The following is a 24,927-nucleotide window of genomic DNA, read 5'->3' on the forward strand; positions in this document are numbered from 1 at the left end:
GGCTATTAGGTTGAGGTTGGCTATTAGGTTGAGGTTGGCTATTAGGTTGAGGTTGGCTATTAGGTTGAGGTTGGCTATTAGGTTGAGGTTGGCTATTAGATTGAGGTTGGCTATTAGATTGAGGTCAGCTGTTAGATTGAGGTCAGCTGTTAGATTGAGGTCAGCTGTTAGATTGAGGTCAGCTGTTAGATTGAGGTCAGCTGTTAGATTGAGGCCAGCAGTTAGATTGAGGCCAGCTGTTAGATTGAAGCCGACTATTGGATTGAGGTCGGCTATTAGAGTGCGTTCAGATGTGCCGGATGAGTCCAGATATCAGTGAAGGACTATGTGTATTTGGTTGTCCTTATCAGTACCAAAAGGAATGCTATTGAAACTGAATACACTTGTGTTCAATCAACTATCGAGTCGTGGCTTATCGGCTTGTTTGACAGCCTGGGTAGTTCGGACGATACGTATAAGGTATTCCCTCAGGTGACAGGCCCAGACGATCGAACATAAGGGAAAACGAAGTTTATGCGTTATTTTAGCTTCTTTAAACTGCGTACCAATGTATCAGGTGCACCGTTAGAGAGGTTAAGGCAAGACGATGACTGGCATTGCTAAACCCGTAACATGCACCAGTAGGTGCCACACTCAGGGGTTTGTAGTCGTGTCTATTTGTGTGATGCTATGTGTATCTATCTGTTGAGCAGCCCCGCCAGCGACAAGCTGTGTTTTACCAGGAGCAAGAAGCACTTTTGTAGTAAGGTTTTTTAACTTTTTGGCTTTCAACTTAAACATGACCAGATTTCCTGTTGTTATAGCAAATTAGTTGTATCGTGTTCACCTGCCTGGTGACATGTTTAACCTTAGCGAATACCCCAGAAATACACTAATTATCAAAACTTATCGTTTTTCATAACAATTAGACATAAATACCTGATTTAAATAGCAATAAAACTAACGATACCAGTTTGAAAAAACATAACATTTAAGAAAGCCGCTGTTTCACAGCACTCAGCATAGGTTTGCAGAGTAATTAAGGCTAAATCCAGTACGTTTTTTACGTCAAAACACTGCTTAGTGATTACAGGTAAGGCACCTGTTAGTGCTAATACAACGACACTGTAGGCTCACCTGAATGACTACGTGGATGTATATTGCTTTAAAATGGTGCACAGGAAGCGAAAGAAAACGAATCTGCTCAACGCAATGTCAGCGCACTCGAATCACCTCAAAACGGCTGGAGCTGCCCTCTAAGCAAGTGATACCAATTTTCTTAATTGAGTGCGCTATTTTGAGGCGAGAAAATAGGGTCAATAGCACCGCCTACATATATGTCGGTGAGGCGAAAATTTGCGAGTTCATACCTTAGGCAAAGATTCTAAATGAGAAATCTTTAACGCCGTTAGCGTCATACCGACTCCTTCAAATTGGCTAGATATTAAGTGAAATTGATATAAATGACCACTTTAGCAATGTCACCATGGGGTTTGGTTTGCAAGACAAAAGATATAAAAAAATCCGATATCAGGACACTGATATCGGATTATTCATTTAGCAGTCGCTGCTTAATTGTAAGTACTAACGCTAAGCTCTGGCACTCACAACCAGTAAGCGGATACTGTGATTACTGCATCTCGTCGCTAAATTGCAGCGTTGGACGCACTACTTCAGCATCAGATTCCAATGCACCAAGCAGTGCTAAGAAGTTCTTATTAACCACTGACATAGTGATATTCTGCTTCTGCTGTGGTTCAACTTCACCCGTCACCTCAGCAACTGTAACGGCTTTCAGCACCAACAGCGCGGCATCACCGCTATTTAGTTCAACCAAAGCTGACTGCGTCTGTTCGCTATCCGGGTGTGCCAATTTAAATGCCTGTTGGACAATTTCTGGGGCAACAGTAAAGCTCTGACGTTTCAGGGCTGCTTCCGTTTTCACTTCCGTAGATTCTGCTGCTGCGATGTCACTCAGTGCTTTACCATCTTCCAGCTGTGCATACAAGGTGTTCGCTTTCTCTTTGATAAGCTCTGACGCTTTTTCGTTCTCAAGGCGCGTTTTGATCTGCGCAGTGACCTCTTCCAAAGGCTTCACAGTGGCTGGTTTATGGTCCAAAACACGTACAACAACAATATGCTCATTCCCCGCTTCCAGCACTTCTGAATTTACTCGATCTTCGATTAGCTCAGGTGTGAAAATGGCATTAGCGATGCTTGGATCATTTAACGGAGCAGGTAGCGCCGCACGTGATACCAACTCAGTGCTCTTCAACTCAATATCTGCAACAGCCGCTGCATCTTCTAATGAATCTGCCACTTCAAACGCCAGCTCTGCGATTTGCGATTGTTTTTCATAAAATGCATTGGCTTTAGCTGTGTTCTCTAGCTCAGCGCGCAACTCAACGGCAACTTCTTCAAACGCTTTTGACTGCTGTGCCTGTAAATCGGTCAACTGGATAATATGGAAACCAAACTCAGTTTCAACCACAGGAGAGAAGTCACCGACGTTAGCGAGAGCAAATGCAGCCTCTTCAAACTCAGGCTCCATCATGTCACGCTCGATCCAATCCAGATCACCACCGACTTCCGCAGACGCGACATCATCTGATTCAGTTGCAGCAAGCTCAGCAAAATCTTTACCTTCTTGTAATTGCTGGTACAAAGCTTCCGCTTTTTGCTGTGCCGCTTGTGCATCTTCAGCACTCTCAATCAGGATATGCGCTACACGACGACGCTCTTCTTCCAGGTACTGAGCCTGATTCTCTTCATAGTAAGCGCGGACTTGTTCATCCGTCACAGGCTCATCCAGCGTCACATCGCCAGATGTTAGCTCAAGGTACTGCAAAGCAATTTGCTCCGGTGCCTGGAACTGCTCCTGATTTAGCTCATAGTAATCCGCAATTTCTGCTTCTGTAACAGCCACTTCACTTTTGACGGTCTCTTTGCTCAACAGCATGTAGTCAATATCACGTGTTTGCTGCTGCAATGCCAACGTTTGCTTCAATTCGTTATCTAAAACAAAATCTGATCCTGCAACCGCTGAAACCAATTGATTTCGAGTCATTTCTTCGCGCATGTATTCACGGAACGTATCAGGCTTAAAGTTCATCTGGCGGATCAACTGTAAATATCTGTCGTTACTGAATTCGCCACCTAGCTGAAAGTAAGGCAGTTCAAAAATAGCTTCCTTAACTTGCTCATCACTGACTCTCAGCCCTAATTCAACGGCTAACTGGTTTTGTAGTTCTTGTTGTACCAGACGGTCAATAACGCCACTGCGGATCTGAGCCATATATGCCGGATCTGCTGAGATTTGTGTGAAATATTCGCCAAACTGACGCTCAAGGCGTGCACGCTCATTTTCATAGGCGCGGGAAAATTCCATTTGCGTTATCTTGACTCCGTTTACTTCTGCTACGGCTTGCTCTGTGGTTTGACCTAGGTAACCACCGATCCCTGCCAACGCAAAAGACAAGATCACTACACCAAGAATAATTTTGGCTGCCAGGCCTTGTGAGCCTTCTCTAATCTTTTCTAGCATTTATTCTATCTCTTATCTAAGTCAAAGCACGCTCAGTACTTTGGGTTTATCTGCGTACCCAGTTCCGCTGAGTATGACACACCAGCGCCCTGTTTCTGTACCTATTAATATGGATATGCGCGGCGATTGCAAGTATTTATGTGCAGACTTTTCGAAGCGCATATGTGATATCGCGCTTAGCTTCATCTCCATTAGCCTCGCCAATGTGCGACACTATCCAACTGATATAAAAAAAGCGTATCTTAGCAGATACGCTTTTTATCTTGAAGCTTATCTGGCCCAATCACACTATTTTAACATAGGTTGTTGGGCAGACTGAGCGAAATCTGCTTAGTTTACCGCGTCTTTCAGAGCTTTACCGGCTTTGAAAGATGGGATGTTAGCTGCAGCGATTTCGATTGCCGCACCAGTTTGTGGGTTACGACCGGTACGCGCTGCACGCTCACGCACTGAGAAAGTACCAAAACCGACTAGGGCAACTGAGTCACCGTCTTTTAGCGCACCAGTTACTGACTCAATGAATGAATCCAGAGCACGACCAGCAGCCGCTTTAGAAATATCAGCATCAGCTGCGATTTGATCGATTAATTGAGATTTATTCACAATATCATCCTCTTACATTGTTATTATCAAGAGCGATGAGGGCTTACCACTAACATCACTTTTGTAGTTAACTCAGAGAAATCTGACGATTCTCTATTTCATCTAATGTCTCAAAGCCTAGTAACCACGGGGGTTGTGGGCTACCAGGCTAATACAGTGCTTAAGTTAGCATACCATGTAGATTTGAAAACCCTTTTTACGCACTTTTATGTACTTTTTCTGCTTTACCCAAGCGACTTTTGTGACTCAACCGTAAAACTGTCTACCGGGTGAGCGAGTGCCAGAGATAAAACATCGTCAATCCAGCTCACAGGATGGATTTCAAGACCTTCCAGTACGTTTTGTGGGATCTCTTTCAGGTCCCGCTCATTCTTCTTAGGAATGACGACGGTTTTGATGCCACCACGGTGAGCTGCCAGCAACTTCTCTTTGAGTCCACCAATCGGCAGAACTTCACCACGTAATGTGATTTCACCGGTCATTGCAACATCACTGCGTACCGGGTTACCCGTTAAGCTTGAAACCAGTGCTGTGACCATGGCAATACCAGCACTTGGACCATCTTTCGGCGTCGCACCTTCAGGAACATGTACATGAATATCGCGCTTTTCATAGAAGTCGCCATTGATCCTTAGCTTTTCAGCCCGGTTGCGTACCACAGTCATAGCAGCCTGGATCGACTCCTGCATTACATCACCCAAAGAGCCTGTATACGCCAGCTTACCCTTGCCGGGCACCGCCGCACATTCGATGGTCAGTAAATCGCCACCCACTTCAGTCCAGGCCAATCCTGTAACCAAACCAACGCGATCGCCATCTTCGGCCTTACCGTAATCAAAACGCTGTACGCCCAGATAGCTCTCCAGATTTTCAGCACTGATCACAACCTTATCTTTTGACTTGCTCAGCAAAATGCTCTTGACGGCTTTGCGACACAATTTTGACAGCTCTCGCTCAAGGTTACGAACGCCAGCTTCTCGTGTGTAGTAGCGGATAGTATCAATGATGGCACTGTCCTCAATCTCAATCTCTTGCTCCTTCAATCCGTTCCGCTTAATTTGTTTCGGGATCAAATGCTGCTTAGAGATATTGAGCTTCTCGTCTTCGGTATAGCCTGACAAGCGGATCACTTCCATTCGGTCAAGCAAAGGGCCCGGAATGTTGAAGCTATTAGACGTAGCAACAAACATCACATCCGATAAATCATACTCAACTTCCAAGTAGTGGTCGGCAAAACTGCTGTTTTGCTCCGGGTCGAGTACCTCTAGTAAGGCTGAAGCCGGATCACCACGCATATCCGAAGACATTTTGTCAATTTCGTCTAACAGGAACAGTGGGTTTTTCACGCCCACTTTGGTCATGCTCTGTACCAGCTTGCCTGGCATTGAGCCAATGTAAGTACGTCTGTGGCCTCGTATCTCCGCTTCATCGCGCACGCCGCCCAGCGCCATGCGCACATATTTACGTCCTGTTGACCGTGCGATAGATTGCCCCAAACTGGTTTTACCTACCCCTGGAGGCCCTACAAGACACAAAATAGGCCCTTTGAGCTTATTAGTTCGTTGCTGTACTGCCAAATACTCGATGATACGCTCTTTGACTTTCTCCAGGCCATAGTGATCTGCATCCAGGATCTTTTGGGCATTGGCCAGGTCTTTTTTAACTTTTGAGCGTTTTTTCCAAGGTACACCAATCAGCGTATCAATATAAGAGCGTACCACCGTTGCCTCAGCCGACATCGGTGACATCATCTTTAGCTTATTTAGCTCAGAGGTCGCCTTTTCTTCAGCCTCTTTGGGCATCTGTGCCTCTGAGATGCGCTTTTTCAATGCTTCAAATTCATCTGGCACATCATCCAGCTCACCCAATTCTTTCTGAATGGCTTTCATCTGCTCATTGAGATAGTACTCGCGCTGAGACTTTTCCATCTGTTTTTTGACCCGCGAACGGATCTTTTTCTCTACCTGAAGCAGATCAATCTCGCCTTCCATTAAGGCCATCAGGTACTCTAACCGGTCAGTAACGTTGTACAACTCAAGTACCTTTTGTTTTTCTGGTACTTTAATCGGCATGTGCGCAGCCATTGTGTCAGCAAGACGTGCAGTTTCGTCAATACCGGAGACGGACGTCAGTACTTCGGGCGGGATCTTTTTGTTAAGCTTTACATACCCTTCAAACTGGCTGATGGCACTGCGGATAAAGATATCCTGCTCAGGGCCTTCAATGTTCTCAGAGGCAATAAACTGCGCCTCGGCCAGGAAATAATCATCAGTCACCAAAAATCGTTCGATTTTGGCACGCTGAGTACCTTCAACCAGCACTTTGACGGTGCCATCAGGCAACTTTAATAATTGCAGTACAGTAGCGACGGTACCGACTTGATAAATATCATCCGTGTCGGGGTCATCTATTGACGCTTCTTTTTGCGCCACCAAAAAAATTTGCTTGTCATTTTCCATCGCTGCTTCAAGGCATTTTATTGATTTTTCTCTGCCTACAAACAGCGGGATCACCATATGAGGGTATACGACCACATCACGCAGTGCCAATACGGGTATCTCGACTCGATCCATTCTCTCAAGCGTCATTATATTCTCTTCGCACTTCATTAGTTTCAAGGATTAGGGAGGTATATGGGGATTGCCTTCAAAAAGTTCAACCTATATACCAATCCATATCAATTTCTAGTTTGAGTTTGTTGATTGCTGGAACAACTAAACTGTAGACAAAAAAAGGAGCCTGAGGCTCCTTTTTGCGATAAAACCAAATCGTCACTCCGACGCAGCTTTATCCTGACTGTTATTTTCGTAAATTAAAATTGGGTCAGACTCACCTTTAATGACGGTTTCGTCTACCACAACTTTACTTACGTCTTCTATTGAAGGCAGGTCATACATGGTATCCAGCAACACCCCTTCAACAATAGAGCGCAATCCACGGGCACCTGTTTTTCTCTCCATTGCCTTGTGCGCGATGGCCTTAAGTGCATCCTCTCGGAACTCAAGTTCAACCCCTTCCATTTTGAACAACGCACCATATTGTTTCGTTAGTGCGTTTTTAGGCTCATTGAGGATTTGAATGAGGGCATCTTCATCTAGCTCAGCCAAGGTCGCAACCACGGGCAATCGGCCGATAAACTCAGGAATTAGACCGTATTTGACCAAATCTTCGGGTTCAACATCTTTGAAGGTTTCGCTTAAAGAACGCTCGCTATCCGACGATTTAACCTGAGCGCCAAAACCAATACCAGTGTTGGTATGGCTACGCTGCTCAATCACTTTGTCCAGGCCAGCAAAGGCACCGCCACAAATAAACAGGATTTTCGATGTGTCTACTTGTAAGAACTCTTGCTGAGGGTGCTTGCGTCCACCTTGTGGCGGCACCGAAGCTACCGTGCCTTCGATGAGTTTGAGTAGCGCCTGTTGAACGCCTTCACCAGACACGTCGCGCGTGATAGATGGGTTATCCGATTTACGCGAAATTTTGTCGATTTCGTCGATATAAACGATACCGCGCTGTGCTTTTTCTACGTCGTAGTCACACTTCTGTAAAAGCTTCTGGATAATATTCTCGACATCCTCACCCACATAACCCGCTTCGGTTAATGTGGTTGCATCCGCCATAGTAAAGGGCACATCCAGTAAGCGTGCCAGTGTTTCTGCAAGCAGTGTTTTACCACTACCTGTTGGACCGATAAGCAGGATGTTACTCTTGCCTAGCTCAACATCGCCTTTTAAACCTTGGTTTTTCAGTCGCTTGTAATGGTTATAAACGGCAACTGAGAGCACTTTTTTAGCGTGCTCCTGGCCAATCACATAGTCATCAAGGTGATTGCGGATCTCTCTTGGTACCGGCAATTTATCAGACGAATCATGTTGCGGCGCTATATCCTTGATTTCTTCTCTAATGATGTCGTTACACAGTTCGACGCATTCATCACAAATGTACACTGACGGACCAGCGATCAACTTGCGTACTTCATGTTGGCTCTTACCACAAAATGAGCAGTATAAGAGCTTACTATTCTTGTCGCCGTCTGTAGGAGTGTCTGACATTCAGCTACCTCTTAAATTTGGTCAGTTATCTACTTCGATAACACAATACATGTTTTAACTATACCAAAGAATTTTGCCTTTGGTATAGCCGGGCCAGATGCATTTATCTAACAGCGATCAGAAACACGCCAGCCCAATATAGATTACTTAATATTTCTGCTGCTATGAACAGCGTCAACCAAACCGTAATCCACGGCTTGCTCAGCATTCATAAAGTTGTCACGATCAGTGTCATTCGCGATCACATCATAAGGTTGGCCAGTATGTTCAGCCATCAGACGATTCAGCTTTTCTTTGATCGTCAGAATTTCTTTTGCATGGATCTCAAAGTCCGACGCCTGGCCCTGGAAACCGCCAAGAGGTTGATGGATCATGACGCGAGAATTTGGCAGGCAATAACGTTTGCCTTTGGCACCACCAGAAAGTAAAAAGGCGCCCATACTGGCTGCCTGACCAACACACACAGTGCTAACGTCTGGTTTGATAAAATTCATCGTATCGTAAATAGACATACCCGCGGTCACCGAGCCACCTGGTGAGTTGATGTATAGATAAATGTCTTTTTCAGGGCTTTCTGATTCCAAGAACAGCAGCTGAGCAACGATCAGGTTTGCCATATGGTCCTCAACCTGACCTGTCAGGAAGATAATCCGCTCTTTTAGCAAACGAGAATAAATGTCATAAGAACGCTCACCTTTCGCTGTTTGCTCAACAACCATAGGGACTAATGCGTTTAGAGGATCAAACATACCGTCATTCATTTTATAGATTCCTTATAAACAGGGAAGTGCACTGCAAAACCTGGCCGCCTGTCTCATACAAAGGACAAGCACAATTTGTTTACTCAATTGACAAGAAGTTTATAGACAGAAGTTTATGCAAAAGATGCTGATAAACAAAAGTATACGCACAACCGTGTTGCTTTGAGCAAATAAAACAAAAATGGCTCGCAGCACTGCAAAACACAGAGCAATACGAGCCATTTAAACGTTAGCTTAACAGTAAGTCAATGATTTCGTCTTTGACGAGATCAAAAGTGCTTACTGAGCAGCCTGTTGTGGGTTCATGATGTCGTCAAAAGACTTCTCAACATCAGCAACCTCAGCAGCTGCCAGAATCGCATCTACAGCTTGCTCTTCCATTGCAACGTTGCGCATTTGCTGCATCAACTGATCATTGCCTTTGTAGTATGCAACCACTTCGCTTGGATCTTCATAAGCAGAAGCAACAGTTTCGATTAGCTCTTCAACTTTTGCATCATCTACTGTGATCTCATTTGCTTTGATCACTTCACCTAACAGAAGGCCAGTTTTAACTCGAGTTACAGCTTGCTCATGGAACAGCTCAGCTGGTAGCTCAGGCATGTTCTTCGCGTCGCCGCCAAAGCGTTGTGCGGCTTGCTGACGTAGTGCATCGATTTCTTGGTCGATAAGCGCTTTAGGTACGTCAACTTCGTTAGTCTCTAAAAGACCTTTGATCGCTTGATCTTTGATCTGAGCTTTCACAGCCTGACCAAGTTCACGCGTCATGTTTTTCTTCACTTCTTCTTTCAGTGCGTCAACGCCGCCTTCAGCAACACCGAATTTAGTTGCGAACTCATCAGTTAGTTCTGGTAGTTCCTGAACTTCAACTTTCTTCACAGTGATCTTGAACTGCGCCGCTTTACCTTTCAGGTTTTCAGCGTGATACTCTTCAGGGAAAGTTACGTCAGCAACAACTTCTTCGCCTGCTTTCTTACCGATGATACCATCTTCGAAACCAGGGATCATGCGACCTTGACCAAGTTCAAGTGGGAAGTCTTCAGCTTTACCGCCTTCGAACTCTTCACCTTCTACTGTACCCAAGAAGTCAATCGTTACACGATCTTTCTCGCCTACTACAGCATCGCTCTCAGTCCAGCTTGCGTGTTGTTTACGCAGAGTTTCCAGCATGTTTGCCAGATCATCTTCTGTTACGTCAACCACAGGCTTCTCTACTGAAATCTTTTCAAGATCTTTCAGTTCAACTTCTGGGTAAACTTCAAAAGTTGCATCAAACTCAAGGTCCTTACCCACTTCCAGTGACTTAGGAGCAAAAGTAGGTGCGCCAGCAGGATTGATCTTTTCAGAAACAATTGCCTCGATGTAGTTGCGTTGCATCAACTCACCAGCAACTTCTTGCATCACAGCAGCACCGTAGCGCTTTTTGATAACAGAAACTGGTACTTTACCCGGACGGAAACCGTCAATACGCTGTGTTTTAGCCAGTTGTTGTAAGCGTTTTTTTACTTCAGTCTCAACGTTCTCAGCTGGAACTGTGATAGTCAGACGGCGCTCAAGACCTTGAGTCGTCTCAACAGAAACTTGCATGATATAACCTCAATTTTCATTTTTGGCGACTACGCGCCTTCCTTACAAACAAGTCGACTTTTTATCAGATCAGATGACAGCAGACCATCATATTTGCTCAATTTCGATTAAGCAGATCACCGTTAAAACTTCCCAACATTTGATGTTTAAGAATCAGTGCTGATCTCTGTCAGACTTGCTGCCTGCCCAGACAGGGCGCTATGTTAAATAATAGACGCGGCATTATAACCTATAAAACGGGAGAGTCGAGCAATCGCAGCAAATAATTGATGTTGCTAAGGACAAAATTAGACAGATAAAATAAGTTTTGAAGAATTAAAGAAGAAAAGAGATGGTCGGCGATGCAGGATTTGAACCTGCGACCCCTTGGACCCAAACCAAGTGCGCTACCAAGCTGCGCTAATCGCCGAATATATATATTTTGAAAGTGGTCGGCGATGCAGGATTTGAACCTGCGACCCCTTGGACCCAAACCAAGTGCGCTACCAAGCTGCGCTAATCGCCGAACATATAGGTTTTGTAGATGGGGCGACTGACGAGGCTTGAACTCGCGACAACCGGAATCACAATCCGGGGCTCTACCAACTGAGCTACAGCCGCCACTACAATGTGGATTTTAAAAATGGCGCACCCGGAAGGATTCGAACCTTCGACCGACGGCTTAGAAGGCCGTTGCTCTATCCAACTGAGCTACGGGCGCGGCGCAAAGAATGCTTCTTCGTGCATACCACCAACTTTCGTTGATTTACTCTTTTTAAAGTAAAAAAGAGTGGTCGGCGATGCAGGATTTGAACCTGCGACCCCTTGGACCCAAACCAAGTGCGCTACCAAGCTGCGCTAATCGCCGATTGTGTTATTTCCAGAGTTTCTCTTGCGAGCCCCTCGTTGACAACGGGGTGCATAATAGTGATTTGCCCCGATGAGGTCAAACATTTTTTTTTAAAAACATGCCAACTGACTATTTTTACTCCAAAACGTTTAATTTATATAACAAGGCGACTGGTTTTTCAGCAATTTTGCCTTACTCAAAGAGAATAAAGTTGCCCGGTGTCGGATCCAGCTTGGCTATTTGGGGGATTTTTGCGAAAATAGTAGCGGCTTCCTAAGTTTTTCAGTACTCAGTCCTGAGCACGCCCTCACGCTGATACAGATGACTCAGTGAACTCCTATAAAATAGAGTACCCCCTTAAATACACTCTATAATCGTTCAAGTAATTAACCCTTAAATTTAAAGGTCAGTCATGACGGCAAACATCATCGACGGTAAAGTCATTGCGAAACAAGTTCGCAGTACCGTAGCCAACCGCGTTGCAGAGCGGATCAATCAGGGGCTCAGAGCACCAGGACTAGCAGTTGTACTTGTTGGCCAGGACCCTGCCAGCCAGGTATACGTAGGCTCAAAACGCAAAGCATGTGAAGAAGTAGGCTTCGTATCTAAGTCATATGATCTACCCGCAGACACAAGTGAAGCGCAATTACTGGAGTTGGTGGACACACTTAATCAAGATCCAAACGTTGACGGTATCCTGGTCCAGTTACCATTGCCTGACGGACTAGATGCCGAGAAAGTACTGGAACGTATCCACCCACATAAAGATGTTGATGGTTTCCATCCCTATAACGTCGGACGACTGGCACAACGAATGCCTGCGTTACGCCCTTGTACGCCAAAAGGGATCATTACTTTACTCGATTCAACCGGTGTCAGATACAAAGGTATGCATGCTGTCGTTGTAGGTGCCTCTAACATTGTAGGTCGCCCAATGTCTCTGGAGCTGTTGCTGGCAGGTTGTACAACGACTGTGTGCCATAAATTCACCCAAGACCTTGAAGCGCACGTGCGCCGGGCCGATCTGCTGGTCGTAGCGGTGGGCAAGCCAGAATTCATTCCTGGCGACTGGATCAAAGAAGGTGCAATGGTTATTGATGTAGGCATTAACCGACTGGAGTCAGGCAAACTGGTAGGTGATGTACAATATGACGTTGCCGCACAACGAGCGAGCTTCATTACGCCAGTACCAGGTGGTGTAGGGCCAATGACCGTCGCAAGTCTCATCGAGAATACACTCGAAGCGTGCGAAAATTATCATAGCTAACGCTTCGCATAGCAGGTGTGCACCACACCTGCTTCATCCCTCTTTTTAGAATAGCAACAGCAAATAAGTTTACTCCGGCGGGGTCAGTGAGCTCACAATAAAGCTGTGAGGGTGAAGCTCTGAAAAAGAGATTACGTCACCAATACTCAACACCCAATCTGTTTTCGACACTATTCTATTTTGGTTTACAAACACACCGTTTTTGCTGGTATCCCGAAGTGTCCATTGCTCCCCTGTCCAGACGATAACGGCATGATGGCGTGAGATTTCTACCCCTAATAACTGAGTATCAACCTCCCCCTCTGCACGACCAAAACGGTGATATGAATTAAGAAGGATGTGATCATTGGTTTGCGCTAATAAAAGATGTGCCATGCCTGTGCCTATCTGAGTGTCCTGACGTCGAATCTTGCTACAGTGCGTCTTACAGGAGGAAAAAATACCCTACTTGTGAGTACAAGATTGTAATCGTTGGGTCATAATGATGACATTACGCGACCTTACACTGCTGGTTTTCTCAGCAAAATGAGTATGCCGTCAGATCTAATGCTGACATCTGAATAGATCTTATCTACAGTTAGACTAGGGCTTCCTACAGGAACTACAGCAGTGTCAGGAGTAGTTAGTGCAAGACAGTGCAGAAACCAAGATAACGGCGGTTTTGGGTACCACCGAGTGAAGCAGCTGGCATGTGTTTTGGGCTTATTTGCGTGTTTTATAGTCCGTGCCGCCAGCCCGATAAGCGTCACAATATTAGCTGACGACAGCTACCCGCCTTACTCTTATGTCCAGGATGGTAAATTAGTTGGCATTTACCCCACACTGATCCGAGAAGCAGCGAAACTAATCAAAGAAGATTACCTGGTGGAGCTTCGCCCTATTCCCTGGAAAAGAGGCGTCTCAGCACTCGAGAATGGGGAAGCATTCGCACTGATGCCCCCTTATATCCATCGTGACACTCGGCCCTTTATCTGGCCTTACTCCATTGCCCTGAAACAAGAAGAAGTCGTGGCGTTTTGCAATCCAGGTATCACGTTACAAAACATCACTCAACGTAATGCCCAGCAAGCACCCGTTAATATTGGATTGAACGCAGGCTTTCTCATCCTTGACGATGCACTTAAAGAAGCACGAAAAACCGGGCGAATTGTAGTCTGGGAAAACAAAAATACCCGAGCCAACATCATCAAACTGTATAAAAAGAGGGTTGACTGCTACATCAATGACAGGCTCTCGACTTTAATCGGTATCAGTGAGCTGCAAGAACAGCTTACGGGCATAACCGCGCAATCATTTGTTGAAGACCGCGTAGTCCTCAGTCGCAGTGCCCATATCGGATACCTCAAAGGATATGAAGGTCAATATCCGTTTAAATATGACTTCATCGAGAAAATGGATAAGGCCCTGAGTACCGTATTACAAAAAAGTCCATCGCCATAACTGCGCGATCGCAGCTTTTTTGGTTCCAGTCATGAACTGCGCAAGCCCCTTGTTGATAGAGTCATCGCAGTATCAAAATGGATATCAGCCTATTGCCGCAAATAGTGATGTGTCTGTTTGTGTGCTCAGGGAAAAGAGAAGACGTAAAAAAGGCAGCCAAGCTGCCCTTATAAATGTGTCTTAAACTACCTGCCAGTCGATACTGGCGCCAGCTTTAATTGGCACAACCTGAGTATCACCCAATGGGTAAGAATCCGGCACCTGCCAGCTATTTTTTTCTAAAGTAATGGTGTCAGTATTACGAGGTAATCCGTAAAAGTCTGGACCAAAGTGGCTGGCAAAGCCCTCAAGTTTATCCAATGCACCGGCTTCTTCAAATGCCTCTGCATAAAGCTCAATTGCGGCATGAGCCGTGTAAGCCCCAGCACATCCACAAGCTGCTTCTTTCTTATCTTTCGCATGAGGCGCTGAGTCAGTACCCAGAAAGAACTTTTTACTGCCACTGGTTGCTGCGCGCAGTAGCGCCTGTTGATGGGTATTACGCTTGAGAATAGGCAAACAGTAATAATGTGGGCGAATACCACCCGCCAACATATGGTTGCGGTTGTATAACAGGTGATGCGCTGTAATCGTCGCAGCAACATTCTCCGGTGCCGACTCTACAAACTCCACCGCATCTTGCGTGGTAATATGCTCCAGTACAATTTTGAGCTTAGGAAATGCATCAACCACTTTTTTGAGCTTGGTTTCAATAAATACTTTTTCGCGGTCAAAAATATCAATCGAGGAATCTGTCACTTCACCGTGTACCAATAGCAACATACCGACTTCCTGCATAACTTCCAGAATATGATAGATATTCTCAATGTCAGTAACACCCGAATCTGAATTGGTTGTTGCGCCTGCCGGGTACAATTTTGCAGCGACAATATGACCACTGGCTTTCGCCGCTCGGATCTCTTCAGCACTGGTGTTATCAGTCAAATATAATACCATCAGAGGTTCGAACTGCCCGCTTGGCTGCGCAGCCAAAATGCGCTCCCGGTAAGCCAATGCACTCTGTGTACAAGTTGCAGGTGGTACCAAATTAGGCATGATGATTGCCCGACCCATATAACGGCTGATATCGCGCACAGTGTCAACGAGTACAGCGCCATCACGAAGATGCACATGCCAGTCGTCCGGACGAGTGATTGTTAAGGTCTGTTTACTTGTCATTGCTCTTTCCCACTACTGAATTTGCCCGATCATAGGCTGAGCCAGCAGGTTAGTAAAGTTTTTACGCCTAATAGCCCGCGTCGTAAAAGTGTCATCAGGTTTACAGTAAATAGCAATTAAATTGCAACATTGACTGTAACGCATGATTTAAGAGCGTTAACATAGTCGGAGATTAAGTAATCAGGCCCGTGTCATGCCAATACTGTCAGAGACAAAACTAGAATCAAAAACCGAACAGTTAAGCATCATTAACCAGTTTTCATCGTCGTTGCTTCAGATAACTCACCTCGATGAACTCTTTGATTATGTTACCAGCCAAGTGGTCAGTCGCCTGGGGTTTGTGGATTGTGTGATTTACCTCACGGATCCGGCTGGCGAATATCTCGATGTCGTCGCCAGTATGGGCGTTGCACATAAAGACATCAGTCACCAGGTCAGCCAGCAACGGATCCCCGTTGCCGCCGGGATCACAGGCCATGTTGCACGAACTAAGCAACCCTTCCTTTCTGGTAACGTTGCCCTGGAACCCATGTATATTGCCGACACTCGACCAGCCCTATCAGAGTTATGTGTTCCTTTAGTGTATGAAAACTCCTTACTGGGTGTTATCGACTGTGAGCACCCGGAAGCGGACTACTTTACCCAGGCGCATTTGCAGATCCTGTCAACCGTGGCACATTTACTCAGTGCTAAAATTCATCAGGTCAGAACACTGGACCATCTGACCGCCACTGTGACGCAATTGCATGAAGCACAACAGCTGGAAAAGTGCCTGCTGAAAATCGCCAACATCACTTATCAATCCCGTAACCTGGAAGCTTTTTACGATGAGCTGTACAGCATCATCTGTTCACAACTCCCTGCTGAGAACTGTTTTATTGGACTCTACGATACCCAGCAGGATGTGCTCGAGATTGATTACCTGATAGAAGCTGGTGTCAAATGCAGCGCACATCAGCGAGTGTCTAAAGAGCAGATAAAACATACTGCCTCTTACTACATCATCAAACAGCAGAAGTCTTTGCTTTGTGACCACCAGCAGTTTCTTACCCACATTGAAAAACAGAACTTTAAAATGGTTGGCCGCTCGCCACGCTCCTGGCTTGGGGTCCCCTTCGTGGTAAATGACCAATATCAGGGTGTCGTTGTGCTGCAAAGTTACGACAACGATCGGGCATTCAGCCGCCACCATAAAGCCATTTTGACCTATATTAGTCGTCAGCTCAGTATGGCCATAGACAGGCGCCTTGCCCGTCAAGCATTAGAACATCGAGCATTGCATGATGACCTGACCGGCCTGGCAAACCGCTATTTGATGTTGGAACGGATAAAACATGCCATTTTATCTCTGGGACGCAGTAAACCGTCACGTCAGCACTGCCTTCTGTATCTTGATTTAGACAGATTCAAAAGCATTAACGATGCACTGGGGCATGATGTTGGCGACCACTTTCTCGTCGCTATCGTTAATCTTATCCAGACCTGTATTCGAAAAACGGACACCTTTGCACGTCTGGGCGGTGATGAGTTCGCCATTTTCATGGAGAATATAGGCGATAAACAACAGGTTGAATTAGCGCTGGAGCGGATCACAAACGCCATTGCTAAACCCATCCAAATCGATGGTCACCTGCTGCAAGCCTCCAGCAGTATTGGTGTGGCATTCACTTCCAGTGATTCGGACAATGCCATCGCGCTGTTACAACAAGCCGATGCAGCCATGTATGAAGCAAAATCGGCAGGGCGCAGTCAGATCCGATATTTCAATAATGAAATGCGTAAGAAACTGAAGCAGCAGGCTGACATAGAAAACGATCTGCAAAATGGCATTAAAAATGGAGAATTTGAGCTCTATTACCAGCCCATATTCACACTGGCCCAGCCCAGGGTTGTCAGTTTTGAATCCCTGGTGCGCTGGCATCACCCAAAAAACGGCTTGGTCACGCCTGATGACTTTATTCCTATTGCAGAGCAAACCGGCCAGATCATTGAGCTCGATTTGCATTTACTCGAATTGGCAGCAAAACAGGTGGCGCAGTGGCAGAGTATCGGGATCAAGGACATCAGCCTGACGGTGAATGTCTCATCACGCCATTTCGCCAGCCTGGAATTTGTGGAGCAGATTGCCAACTTATATCGCGCCTACGGCCTGCACCAGGGGGCACTCAGCCTCGAAATCACCGAATCAGGCTTGATTGAAAACCTCAACCTGGCAACAAAAGTCATTCATGGCTTGTCTCCATTTGGGGTGAAGCTCTACCTTGATGACTTTGGTACCGGATACTCTGCGCTGGGTTACTTGCATCAGCTGCCGATTCATGTGCTTAAAATTGATAAAAGCTTTATTCAACAACTCACAGATCATAACAACCCTCTGGTCGATGCCATTTTATCACTGGCAAAATCACTGGACCTGGAAGTCGTAGCCGAAGGGATAGAAACGCACAAGCAATTGCAGATACTCAGTGGTAAAGCCTGTCAGTACGGACAAGGCTTTTTAATCTCTCACCCGCTTCAGGCAGATCAAGCTCTGGCCTTTTTACAGTCGGAACAGGTCAAATTCGCAACAAAGAATGTTCCCTGAGGAGCACAGCGGAACTGGCAACAGTAGACTGACAAGAGCGACGCTGGGTAGTGTATGCCAAATTACCCAGTGCCTGGACATTATTTCACTCTTTGCAGGTTATTAACATCATCACTCAGGTAAATCAAAGATACGCTTTATCTCTGACGTATTAATGCCAAACCACATTTCAACTGATGACACAATGAACGTATGACTTCCGCAGGCATAATGACGCACCACATTAGATATTCACCATGCCTTGACGCTCCCGCCTGCTACTTCATCAGATGACACAAGAAATCCCCATTGAGTGTTTATTTTCTCATCTGAAGCCTGAGGACATCAACATGAGTAAAATTAAATTGTATTTTTTTTAAAAAAAGTCAAATAAAGAATGACAACGCTGTCAAAAATGATGCTATAGTAATTTTGTAAATATTTAGTCAATCGCTGCTGGATTTATAGACGTCTAGACGTTGAATAGCTAGGGTTCACAGCGTAATATGGGTGTAATCTGAGTTTTACTCACGTTTAGAATGAGATTTGTTGATGATGATAGATATAAAGCACTTAAAAACCATAGCGACCCTGAAAGAAACCGGATCACTGGTCAATACAGCGCGTGAGTTATTCCTTACTCAGTCAGCACTTTCTCATCAGATCAAAGATCTGGAAAACAAACTGGATTGTCAGTTATTTGAACGCAAGACTCAACCCGTGCGATTTACCCCTCAGGGGATGCTATTGTTGGAACTGGCAAATGACGTACTCCCCAAAGTAGAAGCGACCAAATGTCGCCTCAAGGAAAGCCTCAATCAACCTATTTCACAACTACGACTCAGTGTTGAATGCCATGCTTGTTTTCACTGGTTGCTGCCAACGATTAAAGAATTTAATAATTTCTGGCCTGACATAAAAGTCGATTATGAGCGCGGTTTTAGCTATGACGCAATTCCGGAGCTACTCAGCGACGAACTTGATCTGGTTTTGACTTCAGATATTCGCGAACCAGATCAAGTTGAATATGCACATATTTTCGACTTTAAGCTCAAGCTTATTGTCGCCCCTGATCACGAGCTGGCTAAAAAAGCCTATGTCACGGCACTTGATCTCAAAGACGAAACCATTATTTCTTATCCTATTCCGAAAGAGCGCCAGGATATATTCAAACACTTTATTCAAAACGCTCGCTTTGACGGCACGCTAAAAACCGTCGACCAAGGGTTACTGATATTTCAGCTAGTCAGTGCCGGTATGGGTGTTGCGGCCCTACCAGATTGGCTGGTTACGCCCTACGAAAGCCAGGGTCTGATCAAGTCAATTCCATTAGGCGCACTTGGACTAAACCGTCCTATGTACTTAGCAATGAAAAAGAACATGAAGGATAACCCGGTGTACCGACACTTCCTGAACACCTGCAAGCAATCTGTGAGTCGTTAATCCGCAATCGAGTGGATTTACACTACGCAATTGCCAGGCAATAGGAGTAAACTAAGCGCAAACTACATAAACGGATACTTTTATGTTTGAAGCGAAAAAGGTCATTGGCTCACTATTGATGCCCTTACCACTAACGCTACTATTGATTGCGCTTGCTTTACTGTTTGTTGCAAAAACAAATCGCAAATCTTATTTGTTTAGTTGGCTGGCCGTGCTAAGTCTCTGGGCTATCAGCACCCCTTTTGTTGCAGCCAAACTGATAAGCCCCATTGAAGCAAAATTGCGCCCTTTTTCGATTCATAAGCATCAGGATGTCGACTATATCCTTGTGCTTGGGTGTAGCCTTAGCCCGAATGACAGGCTAACGGCCAATTTACAGCTATCCGGTTGTGCCTTATCTCGCCTCACAGAAGGTCTGAGACTCAGTCATCAGTATCCTAATGCCTACCTGATTGTATCAGGCGCAGGTCACAGCAAAGCTACCAGCAGTCGATTAATGGCTAACACAGCAATCGCATTAGGTACGCCTGCTAGCAAAATAATCCAAAACCCAAAGGCCAGAGACACGGCGGACGAAGCTTTGTTACTTGCAAGCAAACTGGTTGACAGTAAAGTGGCGTTGGTCACATCTGCCAGCCATATGACACGTGCACAGAATTTGTTCGCCGCCCAGGGCGTTGATACCATTGCAGCACCGGTACAATTTTATAGCTTCATAAATACACCTGACTATAAACGTTTTATTGCCAGTGCATCCGTGCTGCAAGCCGTCACCACCTATGCACACGAAGTGTTGGGGCTGCAGTGGATTGCGTTGCGTCGTATGATTGACCCTCAGGCGTTATAAACTAGTCCAAAAGTCGGACACATTGCACCTAATTACACACTGATTAGCGATGAATCAGAGCTTAAAAGCGCAAAAAATTGAAAAATTCCTCAAAAATAGGTATAAATATCGTTTAATCTTAACCTGCGTATCCGCGTATAACACGACTGGGATTTACGATGAGTAAACTAGATAAAACTGAAGTTTTAAGTGCATTTGAAGCCGCATATGAAGCCGCCAACGGCAAAAAGCCTGAGATCACCACTAAGCCTGGCTGGTACAGCATTGACGGTGGCAAAAATATGCGTCTGGCAGATGTAGCAGCTTTAACCGAAGAGCTAACTTCAGGAACAGCCGCAACAGAACAAGCTGCGCCAAAGAAAAAAGCAACAACGAAGGCCACTACGCCTGCTGTTAAAAAAGCAGCGCCGTTTACGGTTGTTAAAGCCAATGATGATGGCTATACCGCAGAAGAAGCTTGGATCATTGAGCTGGCTGAAAAGGATCATGATTGCCGCCTGCCACGTGGCGTTGTGTAATCACCTTTTGTGTGGGCCAGCACATGCTGGCTCATTCTCTTCTAAAGTTTCGACTATTCAGTCACCTGTCACTAAAACTTTGCTATTTCCTGACACATTCGGCTATGCTTTTGTGCAATAAAACATCACTTGAGCAAAGTAAGCAATGTACCTTCTCTACCGCTGCTATCATTTTTTACTGAAATCGATTGTCAGATTTTTTGGTATTCCCGCACCTCAGCTATACCAGGGTACACAAGGGCTGGACAATGCTATTGCTGACTTATCTTTACCCGATAAGGCTCAGGTCATGGTTGTCACAGACACAGTGTTACACAAGTTAGAGATCATTAAACCTGTGCTTAATGCCCTAAACACTCGCAACTTGTGTCCGGTTATATACGATCAGGTTCAAGCCAATCCCACAATAGAGAACATTGAACAAGGATATCAGACTTATAAGCAACATCGCTGTGAGGCCATCATTAGTGTAGGAGGCGGATCAGTACTGGATGCCGCAAAGTTAATCGGTGCCCGTGTTGTCAGACCAACTCGTTCAGTCGATGCTTTTTCAGGGTTATTTAAGGTGCTTAAAACACTGCCCCCGAACATCGCCATCCCCACAACGGCAGGCACAGGTTCAGAAACCACAGTTGCAGCAGTATTTAACGATAATAAACATAATAAAAAGCTCGCCGCAGCAGACTTTTGCCTGGTACCTCAGCGGGCAGTTTTGATCAGTCAACTCACCACAAGCTTACCCGCAGGGATCACAGCTACCACGGCGATAGACGCACTGACACACGCCATTGAGGCTTTGTTGAGTATCAATGCCACTAAGCGCACCGATGACAAAGCACTTGAGGCATGTTCACTCATATTTACCCATTTACCAACCGCCTATCAACACGGCCAGGATTTGAATGCAAGAGAAAAGCTGTTGTATGCTTCATTTCTGGCCGGACAGGCATTTACTCGAACTTCGGTTGGCTATATTCATGCCATTTCACATCAACTTACAGCCAGATATGGCACGCCGCATGGCCTTGCAAATGCGGTGCTGTTATTACCTGTGCTGCACTGGTATGGCAGCAGAATACATCCTCAGCTGGCAAAGATTGCTCGCCACTGTAGTCTGACTTCTTTGGACTACCCCGAAGCGCAACAGGCTGAGGATCTCATCACTCATATCACTCGCTTACTTGCACAATTGGATATTCAGACTCAACTTAATGAGGTGCTCAAAGACGACATTCAATCATTGGCAAGAATGGCACTCGACGAAGCGCATCCTGACTATCCGGTACCGCATTTTATGGCACTTCCGGATTGCCAGCATATATTGGCACAGATCCGGGCCTGACCTGCGACAAATTAGCTCACCACACTAGTATCATTGCGAAACCGCTGGCGAGCCACTTTGCCCCAATATGGATCCTGATAAGTGTCCTCTTGCACGCCCTCTATCCCGGCAGACGCAATTGCGCGGTGCCAAAATTGCGTTGCGTACTCAGCACCAGCGATTTGTTTAATAGTCCATAAACCCGGCTGATTGGCCCAAAGAGTATGAGCAAATTGGGCACCTTGCCCTGCTTTACGGTATCGCGGCACAATATAAAACTCACACACCTCAAATTCATCTTTCTGATGCTGCGCGATTGCCGCCAAACCTACCGGCGTTTCATTGTCATACCACAAATAGCCTGTGACATTCCCCTCCAGCACAGTATCTAGCGCAAACAAGCCATCCGCGCCGGGGTTTTTATTTGTGATTGCTGAAAACTCAGCCTCATAAGCCTGGGCTAAGTTCAGGTAAACAGGCAGGTTATGAGTGTCGACCAGAATAAGCATGCGGCACCTCCATTATTTACTAATATACAACGGTGAGTATATTACGAAATTAAGGATGTAATGTGCAGCACACTCCGGCACATGGGATGCTGGTTGAGTTATTAACGTGGCAAACCTGCTTCATCACCAGGGACAACATCCTGTTCAAGCAGCGCTTCGGCACACCACTTTTGCATCGCAGGACATGTCGCCACTTTGTCCATATAAGCTTTGGCTAGTGGCCCGAGGTCAATGCCATAGGTGATGAAGCGCATCACTACAGGTGCAAACATGGCATCAACAATGCTCCAGCGGCCAAATAGCCAACCACCGTGTCCTTCAAATTCACTCAGCTGCGCTTGCCAAATTTGGCCAATCCGCGCGATGTCTTTTTGCGCCGCCGCCGATAACTGTACATGCCTCTGTGCCCTGATATTCATTGGCATCTCTGCTCTGAGTGCTAAAAAGCCACTGTGCATTTCTGAACTCAGCGCCCGTGCTCTGGCACGCAACTTAGGGCAAGCAGGCCAGGCCTCCCCTGATAAATAAGCTTCATTGATATATTCACAAATTGCCAGTGACTCCCACACAACCAGTTCACCATCAACCAATAATGGGACTTTTTGTGTCGGGCTAAGTCCGGACAGCGCCTTGTAGAACCCCTCAGTCTCCAATTTAAGTACCACCTCCTCGAAATTTAATTCATATCTTTCAATCATTAACCAAGCTCTTAGTGACCAGGTGGAGTAGTTTTTATTTCCGATATAGAGTTTCATTGTCGCCCTCAAGTCATTGCATGTGTTTGTTAGTTGCTCTACTTTAGGTTGCAAATTGATCTTAAACCAGCGGATAATTCTGATATCAAACATCAATATCTCTTATGAGTATGGACATAGAATCTCTACGTAGCTTTATCGCCTGTGTCGAAAACGGCAGCTTTACCCGGGCAGCCAGCCAACTGCACCGAACTCAATCAGCAATCAGTATGCAAATGAAAAAACTCCAGCAGGACGTAGGTAAACCCTTATTTGAAAAGTCAGGTCGCAAGCTACACTTGACTCAGGATGGCCATACTTTGATGCGTTATGCCAGACGGTTAGTACGCTTACACGACGATACCCTGACTTACATGCGCAGCAGCGAGCGAATCACTCAGCTTAGACTCGGATGTCCTGACGATTATGCTGAGACTATTTTACCTAGACTTGTCAACCAATTACATCAACACTGGCCAAACCTGGAACTGGACATTCACTGTATGTCAAGCAACCGAATAAAGGATGCACTGGACCAGAGCGAATTAGACTTGGGCATCATTACTCGCAGTCCGGATTCTGAAGAAGGGTTACTTCTATACCATGATCAGGGCGTCTGGGTTGGAAAACCTCATTCGAAAGCACCTTTACCGTTGGCCATATTTCAACGAGACTGCCGCTTTCATCAGGCAGCCACTGAGGGGTTGATGAAACAAGAGCGACCATTCAAGATCATTGCAAACTGTGGCAGTGCATCCGCTTTACGCGCACTGGTTAAGGCGGGACTGGCAGTGGGCGCATTGGCAAGAAGTAGCGCACAGGATCTTAATATCATTACACATTCAGGTCTTCCTGCATTGCCGGCTATTGAAGTGGTGCTGATCAGAAGCAATACAACGGCTAACCCGGTGAAAGAAGATGATTTACGCACTCTCTGTGATGCAATCCAACGTTTTGATTAGTCTATTAATCTTTGCTCACATTCACTCTACATGCGCTTACATTTTATGACAGGCCACAAACAGACTCTCACAAGGACTCAGCTTAAACTTGTCAGCAAGTTAATCAAACGGAATGACAGCAATGAAATCTTTATCTCTCCTCACACTCGTTTTTGCAGTTTCAGCCTCTTTCGCAACACAGGCTGCACAACATGATGAAAAACACCGCGTAGGTGCACAACTATTCGGCGGCAGCGCTTCATATAAAAGCTCTGATCAGGATGGGGATGGCGTTACGCATGTTTATGCATATTATAACTATCAATATGATTCTACCTGGGCGCTGGAAGCGGGTATCAACACAGGTATGGAAGCCGATGAGTGGAAGTGTACAGATGACAACGACGATAAATTTACGTGTACACGCAATGACAAGGCGCTATTTGAAATCGGCGCAAACGAATTAGATTATGACAACTTTGTACTTGCGGTAAAAGGCCAGTATCAGCTCACCGAGAATAACTACTTGTATGGTAAGGTCGGTGCACATTATTACGATTACGAAATTGGCTACAAAGGTAAAAACATGGTTGAGGAAGATGGGGTCAGCTTTTTAGCTGAGGCAGGCTGGCAATACGACTGGGACAATGGTTTGTCAGTTAATGCTGCTATTCAATATATGGATATGGGCGACCTAGATACCTCAAGTCTGGGTGTAGGCATCAGTTATCGCTTCTAAATGAAGCAGCAAAACGCGCAGCTATAGGC

The 24,927-nt window shown here is 45.7% G+C and carries 20 protein-coding genes and 5 tRNA genes; 9 read left to right on the plus strand and 16 right to left on the minus strand.

What is annotated here, in order from left to right; genetic code table 11:
• Positions 1-633: 633 nt before the first annotated feature.
• The 12 genes from MHN31_RS22220 to MHN31_RS22275 all read right to left on the minus strand — a co-directional run bounded on the left by MHN31_RS22220 (position 634) and on the right by MHN31_RS22275 (position 11,376).
• Positions 634-780, minus strand: coding sequence for a hypothetical protein (locus MHN31_RS22220; protein ID WP_164517640.1), 147 nt, complete (start codon positions 778-780; stop codon positions 634-636).
• An 829-nt stretch (positions 781-1,609) separates the two neighbouring features.
• Entirely contained in the window at positions 1,610-3,523 is a 1,914-nt protein-coding gene (locus MHN31_RS22225) for a SurA N-terminal domain-containing protein (RefSeq protein ID WP_239445355.1), read from the minus strand.
• Positions 3,524-3,853: 330 nt separating this feature from the next.
• Positions 3,854-4,126 carry a nucleoid-associated protein HU-beta gene (gene hupB, locus MHN31_RS22230; RefSeq protein ID WP_010386462.1) on the minus strand — a complete coding sequence of 91 codons (273 nt, stop codon included), beginning with the start codon at positions 4,124-4,126 and terminating at the stop codon, positions 3,854-3,856.
• 224 nt (positions 4,127-4,350) lie between these two features.
• Complete coding sequence (gene lon, locus MHN31_RS22235) at positions 4,351-6,714, minus strand: endopeptidase La (protein WP_125564498.1); 2,364 nt, start codon at positions 6,712-6,714, stop codon at positions 4,351-4,353.
• A 183-nt stretch (positions 6,715-6,897) separates the two neighbouring features.
• Positions 6,898-8,181, minus strand: coding sequence for an ATP-dependent protease ATP-binding subunit ClpX (gene clpX, locus MHN31_RS22240; protein ID WP_125564497.1), 1,284 nt, complete (start codon positions 8,179-8,181; stop codon positions 6,898-6,900).
• A 143-nt stretch (positions 8,182-8,324) separates the two neighbouring features.
• Positions 8,325-8,942, minus strand: a complete 618-nt coding sequence (gene clpP / locus MHN31_RS22245) for an ATP-dependent Clp endopeptidase proteolytic subunit ClpP (protein ID WP_010386465.1) — start codon at positions 8,940-8,942, stop codon at positions 8,325-8,327.
• A gap of 279 nt (positions 8,943-9,221) precedes the next feature.
• Positions 9,222-10,529, minus strand: a complete 1,308-nt coding sequence (tig, locus tag MHN31_RS22250) for a trigger factor (RefSeq protein WP_125564494.1) — start codon at positions 10,527-10,529, stop codon at positions 9,222-9,224.
• Positions 10,530-10,861: 332 nt separating this feature from the next.
• Positions 10,862-10,938, minus strand: a tRNA-Pro gene (locus MHN31_RS22255).
• A gap of 19 nt (positions 10,939-10,957) precedes the next feature.
• Positions 10,958-11,034: transfer RNA gene (locus MHN31_RS22260), tRNA-Pro, on the minus strand.
• Positions 11,035-11,053: 19 nt separating this feature from the next.
• Positions 11,054-11,129 (minus strand) — tRNA-His (locus tag MHN31_RS22265).
• Positions 11,130-11,152: 23 nt separating this feature from the next.
• Positions 11,153-11,229, minus strand: a tRNA-Arg gene (locus MHN31_RS22270).
• Positions 11,230-11,299: 70 nt separating this feature from the next.
• Positions 11,300-11,376 (minus strand) — tRNA-Pro (locus tag MHN31_RS22275).
• Positions 11,377-11,770: 394 nt separating this feature from the next.
• On the opposite strand from MHN31_RS22275, the gene folD reads away from it, so the two are divergent.
• Entirely contained in the window at positions 11,771-12,625 is an 855-nt protein-coding gene (folD, locus tag MHN31_RS22280; RefSeq protein WP_125564492.1) for a bifunctional methylenetetrahydrofolate dehydrogenase/methenyltetrahydrofolate cyclohydrolase FolD, read from the plus strand.
• Positions 12,626-12,694: 69 nt separating this feature from the next.
• Here folD and MHN31_RS22285 read toward each other — a convergent pair whose 3' ends face one another.
• Positions 12,695-13,000: an FHA domain-containing protein gene (locus tag MHN31_RS22285; RefSeq protein ID WP_194868825.1), complete on the minus strand. Its 306-nt coding sequence runs from the start codon at positions 12,998-13,000 to the stop codon at positions 12,695-12,697.
• A gap of 234 nt (positions 13,001-13,234) precedes the next feature.
• Between MHN31_RS22285 and MHN31_RS22290 the strand changes: the two genes are divergently transcribed.
• Positions 13,235-14,065 (plus strand): transporter substrate-binding domain-containing protein, encoded by an 831-nt coding sequence (locus MHN31_RS22290; RefSeq protein ID WP_125564488.1) that lies wholly within the window; start codon positions 13,235-13,237, stop codon positions 14,063-14,065.
• 180 nt (positions 14,066-14,245) lie between these two features.
• Here MHN31_RS22290 and pyrC read toward each other — a convergent pair whose 3' ends face one another.
• Positions 14,246-15,283, minus strand: coding sequence for a dihydroorotase (gene pyrC / locus MHN31_RS22295; protein WP_125564486.1), 1,038 nt, complete (start codon positions 15,281-15,283; stop codon positions 14,246-14,248).
• 193 nt (positions 15,284-15,476) lie between these two features.
• On the opposite strand from pyrC, the gene MHN31_RS22300 reads away from it, so the two are divergent.
• From MHN31_RS22300 to MHN31_RS22320, 5 genes are all read left to right on the plus strand, one after another.
• Positions 15,477-17,867, plus strand: coding sequence for an EAL domain-containing protein (locus tag MHN31_RS22300; RefSeq protein ID WP_206074231.1), 2,391 nt, complete (start codon positions 15,477-15,479; stop codon positions 17,865-17,867).
• 534 nt (positions 17,868-18,401) lie between these two features.
• Positions 18,402-19,289 (plus strand): LysR family transcriptional regulator, encoded by an 888-nt coding sequence (locus MHN31_RS22305; RefSeq protein WP_040645583.1) that lies wholly within the window; start codon positions 18,402-18,404, stop codon positions 19,287-19,289.
• A gap of 82 nt (positions 19,290-19,371) precedes the next feature.
• A complete protein-coding gene (locus MHN31_RS22310) occupies positions 19,372-20,136 on the plus strand; it encodes an ElyC/SanA/YdcF family protein (RefSeq protein WP_125564484.1) in 765 nt (254 codons plus the stop codon).
• A gap of 158 nt (positions 20,137-20,294) precedes the next feature.
• Positions 20,295-20,654, plus strand: coding sequence for a hypothetical protein (locus tag MHN31_RS22315; protein ID WP_138539188.1), 360 nt, complete (start codon positions 20,295-20,297; stop codon positions 20,652-20,654).
• A 145-nt stretch (positions 20,655-20,799) separates the two neighbouring features.
• Positions 20,800-21,996 carry an iron-containing alcohol dehydrogenase gene (locus tag MHN31_RS22320; RefSeq protein ID WP_239445356.1) on the plus strand — a complete coding sequence of 399 codons (1,197 nt, stop codon included), beginning with the start codon at positions 20,800-20,802 and terminating at the stop codon, positions 21,994-21,996.
• A gap of 11 nt (positions 21,997-22,007) precedes the next feature.
• Here MHN31_RS22320 and MHN31_RS22325 read toward each other — a convergent pair whose 3' ends face one another.
• Together MHN31_RS22325 and MHN31_RS22330 are read right to left on the minus strand one after the other, a co-directional pair.
• Positions 22,008-22,484 (minus strand): hypothetical protein, encoded by a 477-nt coding sequence (locus MHN31_RS22325; protein WP_239445357.1) that lies wholly within the window; start codon positions 22,482-22,484, stop codon positions 22,008-22,010.
• Positions 22,485-22,585: 101 nt separating this feature from the next.
• Complete coding sequence (locus tag MHN31_RS22330; RefSeq protein ID WP_194868831.1) at positions 22,586-23,239, minus strand: glutathione S-transferase family protein; 654 nt, start codon at positions 23,237-23,239, stop codon at positions 22,586-22,588.
• Between the two features lie 110 nt (positions 23,240-23,349).
• Between MHN31_RS22330 and MHN31_RS22335 the strand changes: the two genes are divergently transcribed.
• A complete protein-coding gene (locus tag MHN31_RS22335; protein WP_239445358.1) occupies positions 23,350-24,180 on the plus strand; it encodes a LysR substrate-binding domain-containing protein in 831 nt (276 codons plus the stop codon).
• Between the two features lie 121 nt (positions 24,181-24,301).
• Positions 24,302-24,898 (plus strand): porin family protein, encoded by a 597-nt coding sequence (locus tag MHN31_RS22340; RefSeq protein ID WP_125564473.1) that lies wholly within the window; start codon positions 24,302-24,304, stop codon positions 24,896-24,898.
• Positions 24,899-24,927: the final 29 nt, after the last annotated feature.

The organism is Pseudoalteromonas sp. McH1-42 (assembly GCF_022347845.1).
GTDB lineage: Bacteria > Pseudomonadota > Gammaproteobacteria > Enterobacterales > Alteromonadaceae > Pseudoalteromonas > Pseudoalteromonas rubra_D.